This is a genomic window from Streptomyces sp. NBC_00090 (assembly GCF_045160815.1).
Classification (GTDB): Bacteria; Actinomycetota; Actinomycetes; order Streptomycetales; family Streptomycetaceae; genus Streptomyces.
This window is the reverse complement of the sequence record NZ_CP108224.1, coordinates 7,033,141-7,050,434: the sequence shown is the minus strand read 5'-3', so window position 1 is coordinate 7,050,434 and position 17,294 is coordinate 7,033,141. Positions and strand designations below refer to the sequence as shown.

Annotated in this window: 12 protein-coding genes; 4 read left to right on the top strand and 8 right to left on the bottom strand. The window is 72.5% G+C overall.

The window, feature by feature from the left end; all coding sequences use genetic code 11:
- Positions 1 to 7: 7 nt before the first annotated feature.
- From OG361_RS31340 to OG361_RS31325, 4 genes are all read right to left on the bottom strand, one after another.
- A complete protein-coding gene (locus OG361_RS31340; protein ID WP_405858860.1) occupies positions 8 to 412 on the bottom strand; it encodes an ATP-binding protein in 405 nt (134 codons plus the stop codon).
- A gap of 100 nt (positions 413 to 512) precedes the next feature.
- Positions 513 to 2,255: a pyruvate dehydrogenase gene (locus OG361_RS31335; protein WP_405858858.1), complete on the bottom strand. Its 1,743-nt coding sequence runs from the start codon at positions 2,253 to 2,255 to the stop codon at positions 513 to 515.
- A gap of 27 nt (positions 2,256 to 2,282) precedes the next feature.
- A complete protein-coding gene (locus tag OG361_RS31330; RefSeq protein ID WP_405858856.1) occupies positions 2,283 to 3,899 on the bottom strand; it encodes a protein phosphatase 2C domain-containing protein in 1,617 nt (538 codons plus the stop codon).
- Positions 3,900 to 4,021: 122 nt separating this feature from the next.
- A complete protein-coding gene (locus OG361_RS31325; protein WP_405858854.1) occupies positions 4,022 to 7,783 on the bottom strand; it encodes a S8 family peptidase in 3,762 nt (1,253 codons plus the stop codon).
- A 233-nt stretch (positions 7,784 to 8,016) separates the two neighbouring features.
- Here OG361_RS31325 and OG361_RS31320 point away from each other — a divergent pair, with 233 nt between their 5' ends.
- The 3 genes from OG361_RS31320 to OG361_RS31310 all read left to right on the top strand — a co-directional run bounded on the left by OG361_RS31320 (position 8,017) and on the right by OG361_RS31310 (position 10,068).
- Positions 8,017 to 9,000, top strand: coding sequence for a helix-turn-helix domain-containing protein (locus OG361_RS31320; protein WP_405858852.1), 984 nt, complete (start codon positions 8,017 to 8,019; stop codon positions 8,998 to 9,000).
- Positions 9,001 to 9,109: 109 nt separating this feature from the next.
- Positions 9,110 to 9,592, top strand: a complete 483-nt coding sequence (locus tag OG361_RS31315) for a DUF456 domain-containing protein (protein ID WP_384575488.1) — start codon at positions 9,110 to 9,112, stop codon at positions 9,590 to 9,592.
- Between the two features lie 95 nt (positions 9,593 to 9,687).
- Positions 9,688 to 10,068, top strand: a complete 381-nt coding sequence (locus tag OG361_RS31310; RefSeq protein ID WP_405858850.1) for a PPOX class F420-dependent oxidoreductase — start codon at positions 9,688 to 9,690, stop codon at positions 10,066 to 10,068.
- A gap of 10 nt (positions 10,069 to 10,078) precedes the next feature.
- Here OG361_RS31310 and OG361_RS31305 read toward each other — a convergent pair whose 3' ends face one another.
- The 3 genes from OG361_RS31305 to OG361_RS31295 all read right to left on the bottom strand — a co-directional run bounded on the left by OG361_RS31305 (position 10,079) and on the right by OG361_RS31295 (position 13,558).
- A complete protein-coding gene (locus OG361_RS31305) occupies positions 10,079 to 11,455 on the bottom strand; it encodes a DNA-3-methyladenine glycosylase 2 family protein (protein ID WP_405858848.1) in 1,377 nt (458 codons plus the stop codon).
- 243 nt (positions 11,456 to 11,698) lie between these two features.
- On the bottom strand, positions 11,699 to 12,865 hold the full coding sequence (rsgA, locus tag OG361_RS31300) for a ribosome small subunit-dependent GTPase A (protein WP_405858846.1): 1,167 nt from the start codon (positions 12,863 to 12,865) through the stop codon (positions 11,699 to 11,701).
- 231 nt (positions 12,866 to 13,096) lie between these two features.
- Complete coding sequence (locus OG361_RS31295) at positions 13,097 to 13,558, bottom strand: phospholipase (RefSeq protein WP_405858845.1); 462 nt, start codon at positions 13,556 to 13,558, stop codon at positions 13,097 to 13,099.
- Between the two features lie 250 nt (positions 13,559 to 13,808).
- On the opposite strand from OG361_RS31295, the gene OG361_RS31290 reads away from it, so the two are divergent.
- Entirely contained in the window at positions 13,809 to 16,799 is a 2,991-nt protein-coding gene (locus OG361_RS31290) for a BTAD domain-containing putative transcriptional regulator (RefSeq protein ID WP_405858843.1), read from the top strand.
- A gap of 91 nt (positions 16,800 to 16,890) precedes the next feature.
- On the opposite strand, the gene OG361_RS31285 is transcribed toward OG361_RS31290, so the two are convergent.
- Entirely contained in the window at positions 16,891 to 17,154 is a 264-nt protein-coding gene (locus OG361_RS31285; protein WP_405858841.1) for a hypothetical protein, read from the bottom strand.
- Positions 17,155 to 17,294: the final 140 nt, after the last annotated feature.

Below are 17,294 nucleotides of genomic sequence, written 5' to 3'. Positions count from 1 at the left end.
CCGCCTCTCAGGCGGCCCCGCCGTTCAGTTCGAACCACACCACCTTGCCCACCTCGTGCTCCTCGACTCCCCAGGAGTCGGCCAGGGCCTGGACGAGGACGAGCCCCCGGCCGTGCGTACCGTCGTCGGCGGGCGGTGCGTGCGGCGGTTCGAGCCCGGGGACAAAGTCCCGGACCTCGACCCTGAGCTGCTCGGGGACGACCGTCGCGGTCACGACGGCCCCGTGCTCGGTATGGATCAGGGCGTTGGTCACCAGTTCGCTGGTGAGCAGTTCGGCCACGTCGGAGGCGCCCGGTCCGCCCCATTTCCGCAGCATTTCGCGTAAGGCGTGTCGCACCTCCGGCACCGCGGTGAGATCCGCGTATCCCACCTTTCTGAGCAGTTGAGTCGGCTGTCGCGCCTCCCCGGCCATATCCCCCACCCACACGTCGCGTCGAACAGGCTCACGGGGATGCATGCCCCACCGGGGCGCCCGCATTCCCTCGGAGCCGGGCGACTCGGAGCCGCGGGACTCAGGGGCGGGGGACGTTGCGCAGGTTGGAACGGGCCATCTGGAGCATGCGGCCCACTCCCCCGTCCAGCACGATCTTGCTGGCGGAGAGGGCGAACCCGGTGACCATCTCGCTGCTGATCCTGGGCGGGATGGAGAGGGCGTTCGGGTCGGTGACGACGTCCACGAGGGCCGGGCCCTTGTGCTTGAAGGCGTCCTTGAGCGCGCTCGTGAGCTGCTTGGGCTTCTCCACGCGGACGCCGTAGGCCCCGGCGGCCCGGGCGATGGCCGCGAAGTCCGGGTTCTTGTTGGTCGTCCCGTACGAGGGGAGTCCGGACACCAGCATCTCCAACTCCACCATGCCGAGGGAGGAGTTGTTGAAGACGACGACCTTCACCGGGAGGTCGTACTGCACGAGGGTGAGGAAGTCGCCCATGAGCATGGAGAATCCGCCGTCGCCGGAGAGCGACACGACCTGGCGGTTGCGGTCGGTGAACTGCGCGCCGATGGCCTGCGGCAGGGCGTTCGCCATCGAGCCGTGGCTGAAGGAGCCGATGATCCTGCGCCGTCCGTTGGGCGAGAGGTAGCGGGCCGCCCAGACGTTGCACATTCCGGTGTCCACCGTGAACACGGCGTCCCCGTCGGCCAGTTCGTCGATGACGGAGGCGACGTACTCGGGGTGGATCGGGACGTGCTTCTCGACCTTGCGGGTGTACGCCTTCACGACGCCTTCGAGCGCGTCGGCGTGCTTCTTGAGCATCTTGTCGAGGAAGCGCCGGTCGGTCTTGGCCCGGACGCGCGGGACGACGCAGCGCAGGGTCTCGCGGACGTCCCCCCAGACGGCGAGGTCGAGCCGGGAGCGGCGGCCGAGGTGCTCGGGCCGGACGTCCACCTGGACGATCTTCACGTCGTCGGGGAGGAAGGCGTTGTACGGGAAGTCGGTGCCGAGCAGGATGAGCAGGTCGCACTCGTGGGTGGCCTCGTAGGCGGCGCCGTAGCCGAGCAGCCCGCTCATGCCGACGTCGTACGGATTGTCGTACTGGATCCACTCCTTGCCGCGCAGGGCGTGGCCGACCGGTGCCTTGATCCGCTCCGCGAACTGCATCACCTCGGCGTGCGCGCCGGCCGTGCCGCTGCCGCAGAAGAGCGTCACCCGATCGGCCGCGTCGATCATCCGCACGAGGGCGTCGATCTCGTCGTCACCCGGTCGGACGGTGGGCCGTGAGGTGACGAGCGCGGTCTCCACCGCCTTGTCCGGGGCGGGCAGGGAGGCGACGTCGCCGGGCAGCGAGACCACGCTGACACCGCTGCGGCCGATGGCGTGCTGGATCGCCGTCTGGAGCAGCCGGGGCATCTGCTTTGGGTTGGAGATCATCTCGCTGTAGTGGCTGCACTCGCGGAAGAGCTGGTCGGGGTGGGTCTCCTGGAAGTAGCCGAGGCCGATCTCGCTGGACGGGATGTGCGAGGCGAGGGCCAGGACCGGGGCCATCGAACGGTGGGCGTCGTACAGGCCGTTGATCAGGTGCAGGTTGCCGGGTCCGCAGGAGCCGGCGCAGGCGGCGAGGCTGCCGGTGATCTGCGCCTCGGCGCCGGCGGCGAAGGCGGCCACCTCTTCGTGGCGCACCTGGATCCAGTCGAGCGCGGGGGTGCGGCGGATGGCGTCGACGACCGGGTTCAGACTGTCGCCGACCACTCCGTACAGACGCTTCACGCCCGCGCGCACGAGAATGTCGACGAACTGCTCTGCGACGTTCTGTTTGGCCATGGCTCCATCAACACATGACCCGGCGCGTCACGCCTCCCAGACGGCCACCCCCGTACGGTCGTCGGCGTAACCCGTCACCCTCAGCTGGGTGTCGGCGAGGAAGGCGGCGAGGCCGGGCGGCTCCTGGCCGGCCCAGCGGGCGGCGAGCTCCCGGGCGAGGGCGGGTTCGCCGCGCATCGGCTCGGCGAGGCCGGGCGAGGCGAGGAGCAGGGTGTCCCCGGGCCGGGCGACGGAGGCCCGGAAGCGGAACGGTTCGGCGGGCGGCGGCACGGGCTCCTCGATGACCGGGCGGCCGGGTGCGGTCGTGACGCCGAGGTCCATGGTGAGCCGGTCGCCCTCCTCGGTCTCGGAGGACTGCGAGAGCGGGGAGGGGGACGGGGAGGGGAAGGGGGACGGGTCCGGGGGCGTCACCGCGGGCGGGGACTCCGGCGGGGACGTGGGCGAGGAGGGGGGCGGTGAGCCGAAGCCGACGACGGGGGCGCCGGTGACGGCGGCCGGTTCGGGCAGGAGCGGTTCGATGTCCTGCCAGGAGCCGTCGCGGAGTCGGAAGAGGCCCCCGCCGCCGATCCCGAAGAAGACCCTCGTGCGGCACTCGGGGTCGGCGGGGACGAGGAGGCAGCGGAGGGTCGCGGTGTACTCGTCGGGGGCGAGGCCCCGGTCGGCGGCGCGGGCGCGCAGCTTGCCGTACGTACGGTCGGTGAGCCGGTGCAGTCCGGACTTGAGGTCGCCTCGGCGGCCGGTCCTGATGTCCTCGGAGAGCCGGGCGTGGCTGCGGCCGACGGCCTCCGCGATCCACCGGCAGGCGTCGGCGGCGGCGAGATGGGCGTCCTCGGCGGCGCGGGAGCCGGCGGCGACGGCGACGAGGACGAGCGCGGCCTCGTCGTGGCCGAAGCGGGCGGTGAGCAGGGCGTCGCGGCGGGGTTCGCCCCGGTAGCGGGCGGAGTCGCCGCGTACGGAGGCGGCCCGCAGGGTGCAGGTCCCGTAGCGGGCGCCGTCGAGGACGGTGTCGGCGACCAGTTCGGCGAGCTCGCCGGGACGGGCGATGGGGAGGGCGGTCGGCTCGGCCTCGTAGGTGGGCGGCCTGCTGCCGACGAACCCGGCCGCCCGGGGTCGGGGCACGGGCACCTGGAGGGTCTGGTCGGCACCGGCCGCGATGTCGGGTTCCGTCGGCAGCCGGAGCGGCTCCGGGGGCACCGGCACCTGGACGGTGGGCGTCTCGACCGGCGTCTCGACCGGCGCCCCGACCGGCGGATCGACCGGCAGATCGGCGGGCGGATCGGCGGGCGGAGCTACCGGGGGCGGCGGCCCGGGAAAGGAACGCGGCCCCGCCTCGGGCGCCTCCCACGGCGCCCTGCCGACCACGGGTGCGGGAGCGGGAGCGGGGGGTGCCACGGGTGCCGGAGGCCCGGGGGGTGCGGTGGGCGCCGGCGGCGAGGCCGGCACCGGGGGCGTGACGGGCGCCGGAGGTGCGGCGGGCGGAACGGGTGCCGCGGGTGGTCCGGCGATCGGGCCCGGTGGGCCCGTGGTGGCGCGGGGCGCCGTGGCGAAGTGGTCGTCGAGTGTGTCACCCGGGACCGTCGGGGCCGTGTCCGGCGCCGACTCGTCGTAGAGCTTGTCCCACCAGTTGTCCCCCTGCTGAGTCATGCCCTTATTGTCCACCGCGTACGGCGCCCGAAAACGGACATCAGGAAAACCGTTGCTGCGAATGAGTGATCCGCCGGGCGGCCCCACCCCCCACGGGAAGGACGCCCGGCGGACCGGCGTGATCAGCGCACGTCGTAAGCGCGGACCACGGTCTGGGTGACGGAGTTGCCGTTGGCGTCCGTCAGTTCGGTCTTCAGAGTGACCGGCTTGCCGGCCGCTCCCGTGTGGTTCACGGTCGCGGTCCACTGGCCGCCCTGCTGAGAGACCCGCGCTTCGGTCCAGGTCGTACCCCCGTCGTAGGAGTACGAGAGCTTGGCCGAGGTGAGCGCTGCGGGGGTGTAGCCCGCGTGACCCGTCGCGGTGAGGCCGATCTGCTGGCCGTCGGTCGCGGCGAGGGTCTTGAGTCCGTCCTCCGGAAGGTCGTACCGGGGGAAGAGAATCGGGATGCCCTGAGAATAGACGCTCTCGTCAAGCTTGGAGGTGAATTTCCACACCGAGTTGACGGAAATAGAGCGGGCCCACACCCTGCTGCCGATCTTCATGGTGTTCTGTTCGAGCGTGTACGTCCCGGCTTCGGACGGTACCTCGAATGCCCCGAACGGCCAGCCGCTGCTGCCGAGTACCTCTCCGTCCCGGCTGAGGCTGACGCTGCCGATGTCACCGAAGGAGCCGGGCTCGGCGTGGTGGGTGTTGTCGCCCCAGATGGCGTCGGCGAAGCCGATGAGGTTGCCCTGGCGCTCGGCGACGAGGACCGGCTCGCCGGCCGCGTCGCGCGGGGCGGTGGGGGCGATGACGCCGTCGTACCAGCGCTCGGTGCGCTTCTCCCCCGCCTTGTAGGCGTGGGGCGTGCCCACCATGAGCTCGCCGAACGGGAAGCTGCTGCCGACCAGTTGTTCCCAGCGCGTGTCGCCGGGCGTGTAGTACTCGGTGCGGGTGCCGGGGGCCGGGAGCGGCTCGATCCAGCTGAAGAAGACGCTGGTGCCGTCGGGGCGGACGGCGGCCGGGCTCTCGATGAAGTCCGTGGCGATTCCGGCCGAGCCGTAGGTGGAGTCCGTACGGCCCAGGGAGCCGTCGCGGACCCGGTACTCCTTGTCGTCCCGGATCGATCCGGTCTCCGGGAAGGCGAGGCTGTAGACGTACGGACTCTTGGCGGTGGCCTTCCAGGCGAGGGTGACCTCGCCCGCCGCCAGCCTGCCGAGGAGCTGGGCGGCCTCGTCGGCGGGGACGGCGAGGGCGGGCAGGCCCAGGCCGGTGAAGGAGCCGCCCGGGTACCAGCGGTCCGGGGTCGAGCGGTGGAGGACCACGGCGACGGCGCCGGCGGCCTTGGCGTCCCGCGCGACGGTGCCCGCGTTGGTGGAGTCGTCGGGCAGCCGGACGAGGGCGACGCGGCCCTGGACGGCGGCGTCCTTCAGCTCCGCCGGGGTGCCGGTTCCGGCGTCGACGAGCCGGGCTGATCCGGTGCCGTCGAGGTTGTCGGAGCCGAGGGAACCGGTGACCGGGTGGAGGGTCAGGCCGTCGGTGGTGCGCAGCGAGGTGATCTTCGGGGCGGCGGCGCGCCAGTAGCTGCCGAACTCGAAGTCGCCCTCGTCGGCGGCGCCTTCGACCGAGGCGTAGTAGCCGCTGATGGTGCGCGGTCCGGCGGCGGTGCCGGCGTGCAGCCAGGTGTCGTCCCAGGAGCGGGAGAACGCGAGGGTGGCGCCCCGGAGTTCGGCGGCCCTGTCGGTCTTCACCGACAGCTTGTGGGCCTTGCGGGCGTCGAGGACGACGGTGGTGTCCTTCTTCAGCTCCAGCTGCGGGCGGCCGAGGTAGCTGAGCGAGTCGGTCAGCGTGGCGCCCTCTCCGGCGTCCGGGGTGGTGACGAAGGAGGAGAGGAAGTAGCTGCCGGGGCGCAGGCGGTAGACCTGGTCTGCGGCGCCCTCGTTGAAGCGGCGCTCTCCGCTGGCGTCGTCGGTGCCGATGACGTCGAGGGAGGAGGCGCCGTCGGCCGACTTGCCCTGACGGTCGATCAACTTGACGCGCAGGGTGATGGTTTCGGGCTCGACGTAGAGAGAGAACGGGGTCGAGACGTGGATGCCGCCGGGGCCGGTGGCGAGGACGCGGCCGGTGACGTCGCCGTACTGGGCGCGCTCCAGCCGGGCGTCGGGGTCGATCTCCAGGGGGACCTGGACGGTGGCGCCGGCCGGGACGGTGACGGTGCGCTTGCCGAGGCGGGCGACCGAACTCCGCACGTGGGAGCCGTCGTTGCCGGTGACCTTCTCGACGGCGAGGTCCAGGGTGACCGGGGCGTCGGAGGTGTTGGTGTACGGGACGGAGACCGTGGTGCGGTCGCTCTTGTCCTGCGGCCAGTTGAAGGTGCCGCCCTGGACGGCGGAGGCGCCGAGGACCGTCTGGTCGATGGCGGCCTTGACGTCGAGGCGGCCGCCGCCGACCTCGCGGACGTCGCCGGGGAGGTCGCTCTCGGCGGAGGAGACGAGGGCTGCCTTGATCTGCTGGGCGGTCCAGTCGGGGTGGCGCTGCTTGACGATGGCGGCGGCACCCGCGACGTGCGGGGTGGCCATCGACGTACCGGACATGGACTGGTAGGCGTACACGCCCCGGCCGCCGGCCGCGGCGGCGGAGATGGCGACGCCGGGGGCGGCCATCTCGGGCTTGAGGGTGTGGTTGACGATCGTCGGGCCGCGGCTGGAGAAGTACGCAGTGGAGTCGTCGCGGTCGGTGGCGCCGACGGTGAGGACGCTGGGCGCGCAGCCCGGCGAGGAGACCGTGTTGAGGGTCGGACCCGAGTTTCCGGCGGCGATGACGAACAACGTGCCCTTGTTCTGGGCGAGTTCCTCGGCCGCGACGCTCATCGGGTCGGTGCAGTCGGTGGGGACGGAGCTGCCGAGGCTCATGGAGACGACGTCGGCGCCCTGGGCGACGGCCCACTCCATGCCGGCGATGATCCAGGAGGCGGCGCCGGAGCCCGCGTCGTTGAGGACCTTGCCGTTGAGGAGGTCCGCGCCGGGGGCGACGCCCTTCTTCTTCCCGCCGCTCGCGGCGCCGGAGCCGCCGACGGTGGAGATGGTGTGGGTGCCGTGGCCCTGGCGGTCACCGGCGGTCTCGGAGTCGGTGAAGTTCTCCGAGGCGGTGACGCGGCCCTTGAGGTCGGGGTGCTCGGTGTCGGCGCCGGTGTCGAGGACGGCGACCTTGGTGCCGGTGCCGTCGTAACCGGCGGCCCAGGCCTCGGGGGCGTGGACCTGCTGCGTCGAGCGCTCAAGGTTGGCTTGAACCTTGCGGTCGAGCCAGAGCTTCTCGATGCCTGTGGCGGAGCGGGCCTTCGTGGTGTTCACGTCGGCCCAGAAGGTGGCGGCCTGCTCCTTCTCCGCCTTGAGGGCGACACCGTCGACGGTCCTGAGGACCTGGCCGCGCCGGGCGCCGCGCGGGGCGGCGGGGACCGAGCGGGCGAGGTCGGAGCCGTAGACCGCGATGAGGGGCAGGGTCGTGGTGGAGGCGTCGTCGTAGCCCTGGCGGACGAGCCCGGTGACGTTGAAGAGCTCCTCGTCGACGCGGCCGGCGGCGAGCGCGTCGGTGGCGTCCTCGGGGTATACGTACAGGTCCTGGCCGGAGCGGCGGGTCTGGACGAGGGGGACGGTGCCGTCCTCGCGGGGCAGCGCGGTGGCCGCCGGGTTCCCGTCGGCGTCCGTGGTGACCAGGACGCGGTCCCCGGTGACCAGGGTCACCGTGGCGGTCCGGCCCCCGGTGTGGGCCGCGGCCTCGCTGCCGACCAGCGGTCGCTTGCCGGCCGTGTCGTCCTGCGGCTCATTCGCCATGGACGGCGCGACCGCGGTGACGGCCAGGACGGCGGCGGTCGCCGCCCCCAGGGCCGTACGCGAAATCGGGCGCATCGCTCTCCCCATCTGATTCCGGAAAAAAGGGCACAAGACACCCGTCTCCGGAGGCTGTTGGTGCTGCGGTAGCGCCACATTGGCAGAGGTGAGGGCGGTACAGGGATGATGGGCAAGGCGGGAATACGCCGTGGCCGTTTCCCGCCAGGTCACCAACGGAACGAATGCCTCCGGTGAATGTCCCGGGAAGATCCGGGGCGCCCATCGGACGTACGGCGAGGGGTGGGGCAACCATGCTGGGAGCGATAGGGCTCGATGAACGCCAGGAGTCCGCGTACCGCGCACTGGTCGCGCTGGGCGCTGCCGAGGTCACCGATCTCGCGCACCGCCTCGCCCTGCCCGAGCAGGACACGGAGCGGGCGCTCCGCCGACTGGAGTCCCAGGGGCTCGCCGCCCAGTCCTCGGCCAGGACCGGACGGTGGGTGGCGGCCCCTCCCGGGGTCGCGCTCGGCGCGCTGCTGACGCAGCAGCGCCACGAGCTGGAGCAGGCCGAGCTGGCGGCGGCGCTGCTCGCCGAGGAGTACCGGGCGGAGGCCTCGGAGTCCGCCGTCCACGACCTGGTGGAGGTGGTGACCGGCGCGAGCGCGGTCACCCACCGCTTCCTCCAGCTCCAGCTGGGCGCGACGGAGGAGGTCTGCGCCCTCGTGACGGGCAAGCCGATCGCGGTCTCCGGGATGGAGAACGACGCGGAGGAGATGGCCGCCGGGCGGGGCGTGCGCTACCGGGTGGTGATCGAGCGCGAGGTGCTCAGCCTCCCGTCCGGGCTGTTGGAACTGTCGGCGGCGCTCAGCCGCGAGGAGCGGATCCGGGTCGCGGACCGGGTCCCGACCAAGCTGGTGGTCGCCGACCGGACGCTGGCCATGGTCCCGCTGACGGGGCGGGGCGCGGAGCCCTCGGCGCTCGTCGTGCACGCGAGCGGGCTCCTCGAATCGCTGATGGGTCTCTTCGAGTCGGTGTGGCGGGAGGCCCTGCCGCTGAGGCTCGGGGCGGGCGCGCAGATCACCGAGGACGAGGCGCCGGGCCCGGACGTGATGGACCTGGAGATCCTGTCGCTGCTGCTCGCCGGGATGACGGACGCGAGCGTGGCGAAGCAGCTGGACCTGGGGCTGCGGACCGTACAGCGGCGGGTCAAGGGGCTGATGGAGCTGACGGGGGTGACGACCCGCCTCCAGCTGGGCTGGCACGCGTACGAGAAGGGGTGGGTGGCCCGCGGCTGAGCAGGGCCGGGTGGCCCGCGGCCGAGAGGCCCGGGCCCGTCGCCCGCGCCGTACCCCATCCGCCCCGCGCGACCTGCGCGGACTCCGATTCTGGGGGACGCTGGGCAGCGTGGGTGTGTGGCAGCTCCTGATGGTCGCGACGGTGATGCTGCTCGGTCTGTTCGGGGTGCTGGCCCCCGGCGTGCCCGGGACGTGGCTGGTGTGGGCGGCGATGCTCTGGTGGTCGCTCCACGAGCGCACGGACGTCGCCTGGATCCTGCTGGCCTCCTCGACCGGTCTGCTGCTCCTCACGCAGGTGGTCGTCTGGCAGCTCCCGCCACGCCGGTTCCGGGGCGTCGGCATCACCCGGCGGATCGCGGCGTACGCCGGGGTGGGCGCGCTCCTGGGCTTCGTCCTGGTCCCGGTGCTCGGCGCGATCCCCGGCTTCGTCGGCGGGATCTACCTCGCGGAACGGCTCCGCCTCGGCGGCCACGGCCAGGCCAGGGCGGCGACCCGGACGGTGATGCGGGCGGCCGGCACGAGCATCCTCGTCGAGCTCTTCGCGTGCCTGCTGATCGTGGGGGCGTGGGCGGGCGCGGTGCTCTGGGGCTGAGCCGGCCGATACGACCGGTCCTGGTCCGGAGGTCGGAGCGGGGATCGGTCCCGGTGCCGATCCACCGGGGGTCGAGGCCGCGCGATCCTGGACTCATGAGGGATTTCGATGGTTTCAGCGAGGCCGAGCGCGCCTATCTCACGGAGGGCCGACGGCTCGGCCGGATGGCCACCGTCGACCCGTCGGGTCAGCCGCAGGCCAACCCGGTGGGCTTCTTCCCGCAGGAGGACGGCACCGTCCTGGTCGGCGGTCTCGCGATGGGCCGTACGAAGAAGTGGCGCAACCTACGGCGGAACCCGAAGGTGGCGCTGGTCGTCGACGACCTCGCGAGCGTCCACCCCTGGCGGGTGCGGGGCGTCGAGATCCGGGGCGAGGCGGAGCTCCTCGTGGGCCCGCACACGCTGGGCCCGCACTTCAGCGAGGAGGTCATCCGGATCCATCCGCACAAGATCCACAGCTGGGGTCTTGAGTCTTAAGGGGCATGCCCTAGGGACCCGGCCATGATCCGCCGGACACCCCCTGAGGGGCAGCGCCGAGGTAGCGCGCCGCGTACGAGCGCCAGGGGCGCCACTCCTCCGCGTCCGGGGCGCCCGCCGGGGGTACGTCCGGGTCGCCGAGGGCCCGCATCCGGATGAGGGCGGCGGCCCCGGGGGTGACGCCGGGGACGGTGAGCAGCGCGCGCTCGGCCTCGTCGCGGTCGGCGCCCGGGTCGAGGCGTACCGCTCCGTCGACGAGTGCGCGGGCCAGCGGGCCCGCCACGGGGTGGCCGGTCAGGTCGGCGGGTGCCGGGAAGACGTGGGTGAGGGTGCCGCAGGCGGTGGCCAGGGGCGTGCCGTACGGCTCGACGAGCCGGGCCGACTCCTCGGGCCCGAGGAGGGTCCGCAGCGCGAACTCCTCCGGTTCGGCCGTCCCCGGGGAGCGCACGCCGGGCCGGGCGGTCACCTCGGCGGCGAGCCCGGGTGCGGCACCGAGGCGCTCGGCGACCGCGTACGGGTCGGCGTCGAGGTCGAAGAGGCGGCGGAGCCGGTGGACGGCGGTGGTCAGGTCGCGCAGCTCGGTGAGGTGGATGCGGGCGTCGAGCCAAGGCCCGGCGGAACGCTCGTCGACGGAGACGACACCGGTGCCGTACGGGAGGCGGAGCGTACGCCGGTAGGTGCGGGTGCCGGGGGCGCCGACGACCTCCTCCACGCGGGGCACGGCCTCGGCCGCGAGCAGGTCGAAGACCTCTCCGGCGGCGTACGGACCCCGGTGGGCGAGCCGGAGCGGGACCCCGGCGGCGAGCGCGGTACGGGCCCCCGCGCCGCTGCCCGCCTCGGCGCGCAGGGCGGTGGGGGTGCGGGCGTAGACGGCGCGGATGGTCTCGTTGAACTGGCGGACGCTCGCGAAGCCGGCCGCGAAGGCGATCTCGGTGACGGGCAGGCCGGTGGTCTGGAGCAGGAGTCGCGCGGTGTGCGCCCGCTGGGCGCGGGCGAGGGCGACGGGTCCGGCGCCCAGCTCGGCGGTGAGCTGGCGCTGCACCTGCCGGGTGCTGTAGCCGAGGCGTCCGGCGAGGCCGGGCACGCCCTCGCGGTCGACGATCCCGTCGCCGATCATGCGCATGGCGCGGCCGACGACGTCGGCCCGTACGTTCCACTCGGCGGAGCCGGGCACGGCGTCCGGCCGGCAGCGGCGGCAGGCGCGGAAGCCGTGGCCCTGGGCGGCGGCGGCCGTCGGGAAGAAGGAGACGTTCTGTCGCTTCGGGGTGACGGCCGGGCAGCTGGGACGGCAGTAGATCCCCGTGGTGCGGACGGCGAAGAAGAACTCGCCGTCGAACCGGGCGTCCCTGCTGCTGACCGCCTCGTAGCGGGTGTCGTCGTCCCTCACGTCTCCCAGTGTGCGGGACCCCCCGACCCCCGTCTGGCGGATTTCGGACACGACGCTGAGTGCGGTACGTGTCCCGGACCCATCGGCACGGCACGTGCCCCGGAACCCGCGGCGCGGCACGTGTACCGGGCCCCGCGGCGTGGTCCGGGACCCGGGCCCCGTAGCGCAGCGCGGGCCGGGAACGAACCCCGCAGCGCGGTCCGGGAGCGAACCCGGACCGCGCCGCCGGTGTCGACCGCGCGCCTACCGGACGCGCCCGCGCTTGGCCTCCATGGCCGCGCGCCCCTCCGCGCCCTTGCGCTTCCAGTCCTTGAGGATCTCGGAGCGCATCCGGGCGTCGGTCTTGGCCACGATCCGCTGGTTCTCGCGGAGCAGCTTGCGGTAGCTCTCCAGACGGCGCACGGGCAGCGAACCGTCCTCGATCGCCGCCGCCACCGCGCAGCCGGGCTCCGACTCGTGGGCGCAGTCGTGGAAGCGGCACTCCGCCGCCAGCTCCTCGATCTCGGAGAAGACCTGGCCGACGCCGGTCTCGGCGTCCCAGAGCCCGACGCCCCGCAGCCCGGGGGTGTCGATGAGGACTCCCCCGCCCGGCAGGACGAAGAGGTTGCGGGTGGTCGTGGTGTGCCGGCCCTTGCCGTCGATGTCGCGGGCGGCCTGGACGGTCATCACGTCCGTGCCGACGAGCGCGTTGGCGAGGGTCGACTTCCCGGCGCCGGAGACGCCGAGCAGGACGGTCGTGCCGCCCGAGACCACCGCGGAGAGCACGTCGAGGCCCTCCCCCGTGGTCGAGCTGAGGGGCACCACCTGCACACCGGGGGCGACGGTCTCGACGTCCTCGACGAGGTAGGAGAGCCCGACGGGGTCGGGCACCAGGTCCGCCTTGCTGAGGACGACGATCGGCTGGGCGCCGGACTCCCAGGAGTCCGCCGAGGAACGCAGCAGTGCATCACCGCTCGAACTGGACATCGCGAGGGCGAGGAACCGTTCGATCCGCCCGAGGTCGAGTTCGACCGCGAGCGACACACAGATGACGATGTGATCGATGTTAGTGGCCAGAACCTGGCCCTCGGAACGCTTGGACGACGTCGACCGCACGAAGGCGGTCCGCCGAGGCAAGATCACCCGCGCGTACCGCGGATCACCGCCCTCAGGGTCGACAGCGACCCAGTCCCCCGTGCACACGACCTTCATCGGGTCACGGGGAACGACGAACTCGGTGTCGGCACGGATGACGCCGTCAGGGGTGGCCACGTCGCACTGGCCGCGATCGACCCGTACGACCCGGCCGGGAACCAGGCCCTGCGCGGCGTACGGAGCGAACTCCGCTTCCCAGCCCTCATCCCAGCCGTAGGCGGCGAGGGCGTGCTGAGCATCAGAAGCGGAAGACGTGTTGAGCGAAGCGTTGAACAAGGGGAACCCTTCGAAGGGCGGCCCCGGCGGCGCGCTCGGCGCGCGTAAGTGGAGTGGATGTCAGCCGGAGACCACAGGGGTGGGAACGATGAACTCCTGAATGCGGGCAGTGCCCGTCACCGTGACAGTCATCAATGTCCTCACCTCCTGCTTCTTCTCCACGAACCGACACCGTCCCCTCTGGAACGGATGAGCAGCACCATAGCCCCGCCCTCGGCACGGCACCACCGATTAATCGACGGCCGGGCTGCCCCAGAAGTTCTTGACGGCCTGGTAGTAGGTCCAGGCGGTGGAGTCGCACGAGGTGCGCTTCAGGCCCGAGTAGCTGGCGCACACGTGCTTGAGGTCGGCGTGGAAGGCGTCGTCGAGCCGCGCCTTGTTCGCGCTGAAGGTCCCGGCCTGCTTGTAGTTGCGGTAGCCGAAGTCGTGGCGGGCGCACGACATCTGGAACGGGAACCCGAACGGGTTGTCCGGGGAGGACGAGCAGTAGTCGGTCGACCAGTCGAACCCGTAAGCGGACCAGCTGCCCTGGTTGGCGCGGGCGGCCGCCCAGGAGTTGTAGCTCGCCGCGCTCGTCTGCGTCCAACCGCTGAGCACCTGCGGCTTGTCGGCCGGGGCGGCGGCGGCCGGGGCGGCCAGGGCGACTATTCCGGCTACGACAGTGGCCGTCACGGCGGTGAGTCGACTGCGCATCAGGGGTCCTCCCCGGAAAGTGCGCCGGGAATCTCCCGGCGCCGGTGCCATGAGACTGGAAGGCCGGGACATCGCGGAACTCTGACGCAGCTATACGGAATCTTTTCGTCCATGTGTCGGCGTTCATCGAGGTCAATGCCCCGAGCGCGGCCCGCGATCGCCCAGAGTTGGATCTACTGATCGGTAACTGATCGCATAGCAGGGGGCAACAAGGGAACCTGCACCACGCGAACACAGGGGGATCGCAGGAATGCGAGAGGTTGCATTCAGTCTGTTAGGACCGCTCGACGTACAGATCGACGGAACGTCGCTCCATCTCGGGGGGGCACGACAACGGACGGCACTGGCCATGCTGCTGCTGTCGCCCGGACGGATCCTTTCCGTGGACAGTCTCACCGAGGCCGTATGGCCGGCCGGCGCACCGACCACCGCCCGAAACCAGATCGCCATCTGCATCGCGGGCCTGCGCAAGGTCTTCAAGGACGTCGACGCGCTGATCACGACGTCCCATCCCGGCTACGTCCTCAACCCGCTGGGTCACCGCATCGACGCGATCGCCTTCGAGGACGCCGTCCAGCAGGCCCGCGAACTGGCCCGCGGCGGCAGGAACGCCGAGGCCTGCGACCGCTACGCCGAGGCCCTCTCCCTCTGGCGCGGGCGCGCCCTGGAGGGCGTCACCGGCCCGCGCGTCGAGCAGGAGGCCGCCCGCCTTGAGGAACTGCGCCTGGACGTCCACGAGGAGTACGCCGGACTACGGCTCCAGCTCGGCCGCCACCGCGCCCTGATCCCCGAGCTCAACGCGCTGGTCACGGAGAACCCGCTGCGCGAACAGGCCCGCGCCCACCTGATGCTCGCCCAGTACCGCTCGGGACGCCGTGCCGAAGCCCTCGCGATCTTCCGCGAAGGCCGCCGGCTCCTCGTCGACGAGCTGGGCATCGAGCCCGGCCCCGTCCTCCAGGGCCTGCACGACCTCGTCCTGAGCGACTCTCCCGAACTCACCCAGCCCCCCACCGACCTCGCCCCGCCACCGGCCCCCCGCATCGCGGCCCAACTGCCCGTCGCCTTCGCGTCCTTCACCGGCCGATCCGAGGAACTGAACGCCCTCGACCAGATGCTCGACGTGCGGCTCGGCCAGTCGCCGCTCACCATGGCCGCCATCAGCGGCACAGGGGGCGTCGGCAAGACCGCCCTGGCCAACCAGTGGGCCAACCGGGTCGCCGCCCGCTTCCCCGACGGCCAGCTCTTCACCGACCTGCGCGGCTACGACGAGGCGTACAAACCGGTCTCACCCGCCGTCACCCTCGATCGCTTCCTGCGCGACCTCGGTGTCCCCGCCCCCCAGATCCCCGCCGATCCCGGCGACCGCGCCGCCCTCTACCGCAGTGTGCTCGGCGGCAAGCGCGTCCTGATCGTGCTCGACAACGCCCGCTCCTTCCGCCAGATCCAGCCCCTGCTCCCCGGCAACGGCCGCTGCTGCGTGATCATCACCGGCCGCGACCTGACGGACGACCTGATCGGCGACCACGCCGTCCTGCGCATCGGCCTGAACGCGATGTCCGTCCGGGAGGCCACCGCCCTGCTCGCCGGAGTCGCCGGCGCGGACCGGATCGCAGCCAACCCCGACGCCACCGAACGCCTCGGGGAACTGTGCGACCGACTGCCGCTCGCCCTGCGCATCGCGGGCGCCCGCCTCGCCACCAAGCCCCACTGGTCGGTACGGAACCTGGTCACCCGGCTGGAGAACCAGCGGCGCCGGCTGGACGAACTGAGCCCGGACGAGGGCGGCGTACGCGCCGGATTCAGACTCAGCTACCGCGACCTGACCCCGGCCGCCCGCCGGCTCTACCGAAGACTCGGTCTCCTCGGCGTCCCCGATTTCGCCTCCTGGGTCGGCGCGGCCCTCATCGACGCCGGCCCCGACGGCATCACCGACGCCGAGGACCTCATAGAACAGCTCGTCGACGCCCAGCTCCTGGAGGTCGTCGGCTCCGCGGGACCCGCCACCCGCTACCGCTTCCAGGACCTGCTGCGGCTCTTCGCCTGGGAGTGCGCCCAGGCGGAGGAGAGCCCGGAGGAGCGCACAGCGGCCCTGGAACGGGCCTACGGCAGCTGGCTCCACCTCGCCGACGCCGCCCGCGAGCGGACCTACGGCGGCAGCCACGCGGTGGCCTACGGCCAGGTGAAGGTGCTGCCGCTGCCCGACGGCCTCGTGGACGAGCTCCTCGCCGACCCCGTGGAGTGGCTGGAGTCCGAACGCGTCGCCCTCGGCGACATCATCAGCCAGTCCGCCGCCAGCGACCACTTCGCCGCCTACTCCTGGGCGCTCACCCTCAACACCACCACCCTCTTCGAGGCGCACAACTACCTGGAGGACTGGCGCGACTGCGCCGAACAGGCACTGGCCTCGGCCACCCGCACCGGTGACACGCTCGGCGAGGCGACCATGCTCCGCTCCCTGGCGACCCTGGCGATCTACCAGCGCCATTACACACAGGCCCAGCCGCTGCTCGCCCGCTCCCTCGGCCTCTTCGACGAGATCGGCGAGGTGCACGGCCGCGCCGTCACCCTGCGCAACCTCGCCCTGTGCGCCCGCTTCTCCGGCGACCTGGACGGCGCGAGGAGCGACGCGGGCAAGGCCCTGGAGGGGTTCCGGGAGGCCGGCGACACGGCCGGCGAGTCCCATGTGCTGGGGCTGATGGCCCAACTGGAGCTCGAACGCGGCAACCTCGCCGAGGGACGGGCGCTGTGCGTACGGGCCATCGCCAGGAGCCGGGAGGCGGGCAGTGTCCGGGGCGAGACCCAGAACACCTACCGGCTCGCCGAGGCCATGCTGCTCCTCGGCGACCCGGCCGGCGCGGAACGGGCCTGCCTCACGGTGCTGGAGCTGACCCGCGAGGACGGCGACCGGCTCGGCGAGGCCCACGCGCTGCGCGGGATCGGCGAGGCCCGCTGGCGCCAGGGCGACTGGGAGGGCTCTCAATCCGCGCTGTTCCAGGCCCTGGAGGTGGCCGAGCAGGTCTCCGACCATTTCCTGCGGGCCCGTATCGAGGCCGATCTCGGCTTCGCGCTCGCCGTGCGCGGGTCGCCCGAGGCCGCGGGCCGGCTGGAGTCCGCCCGCGCCGTCTTCGAGGAACTGCGCGCTCCGGTCTGGCGGGAGCGAGTGGCGCGGGCGCTGCCGACGGTGGTCGCCGCCGTCGGCCCCGTCCCGCCCGAGGCCCTCGTCAGGATCCTGGAGGGCTGAGCCCGCGCCGCCCCTCGATGCCGTGGCCGCACGACGGAGGCCCGGTACCGCTGGGCGCGGCGCCGGGCCTTCCGTACCCACCCGGGAACGCTCAGGTCCAGGGCACCTCACCGTCGCCGATCAGGTCCGTGACGAACCCGACGAACGCGCCGACCAGCCCCGGGACCGGACCGGTCCACGGCACCTCGTCCTCCGGGGCGAGCGCGGTCCACGGCACCTCGTCCGTGGGGGTGTACGGGGCGGTCGTCGCGGGCAGCTCGTTCGCCGCAGCCAGGCCCGCACAACTCGCGGTGAGGGCCACGGCGGCGGTCACCGAGCAGAGGATGCGGGCGAGAACGGTGCGGGTACCACACATGCGGATTCTCCTCGTCAGGTCCATTTCGCCACCACCATGTCCGGGGCGATGGAAAGGACGCTATGGAGCGCCGCTGTCGGGCCGATGTCGGTCCTGTTTCGCCGACCCGGATTCAAGCCGCGCGGGGCCGAAATCGATCC

What these genes read in the sequence shown, in the direction of transcription:
- OG361_RS31340 (WP_405858860.1), bottom strand. Translation starts at nt 412, where the DNA reads ATGGCCGGGGAGGCGCGACAGCCGACTCAACTGCTCAGAAAGGTGGGA.
- OG361_RS31335 (WP_405858858.1), bottom strand. Translation starts at nt 2,255, where the DNA reads ATGGCCAAACAGAACGTCGCAGAGCAGTTCGTCGACATTCTCGTGCGC.
- OG361_RS31330 (WP_405858856.1), bottom strand. Translation starts at nt 3,899, where the DNA reads ATGACTCAGCAGGGGGACAACTGGTGGGACAAGCTCTACGACGAGTCG.
- OG361_RS31325 (WP_405858854.1), bottom strand. Translation starts at nt 7,783, where the DNA reads ATGCGCCCGATTTCGCGTACGGCCCTGGGGGCGGCGACCGCCGCCGTC.
- OG361_RS31320 (WP_405858852.1), top strand. Translation starts at nt 8,017, where the DNA reads ATGCTGGGAGCGATAGGGCTCGATGAACGCCAGGAGTCCGCGTACCGC.
- OG361_RS31310 (WP_405858850.1), top strand. Translation starts at nt 9,688, where the DNA reads ATGAGGGATTTCGATGGTTTCAGCGAGGCCGAGCGCGCCTATCTCACG.
- OG361_RS31295 (WP_405858845.1), bottom strand. Translation starts at nt 13,558, where the DNA reads ATGCGCAGTCGACTCACCGCCGTGACGGCCACTGTCGTAGCCGGAATA.
- OG361_RS31290 (WP_405858843.1), top strand. Translation starts at nt 13,809, where the DNA reads ATGCGAGAGGTTGCATTCAGTCTGTTAGGACCGCTCGACGTACAGATC.
- OG361_RS31285 (WP_405858841.1), bottom strand. Translation starts at nt 17,154, where the DNA reads ATGTGTGGTACCCGCACCGTTCTCGCCCGCATCCTCTGCTCGGTGACC.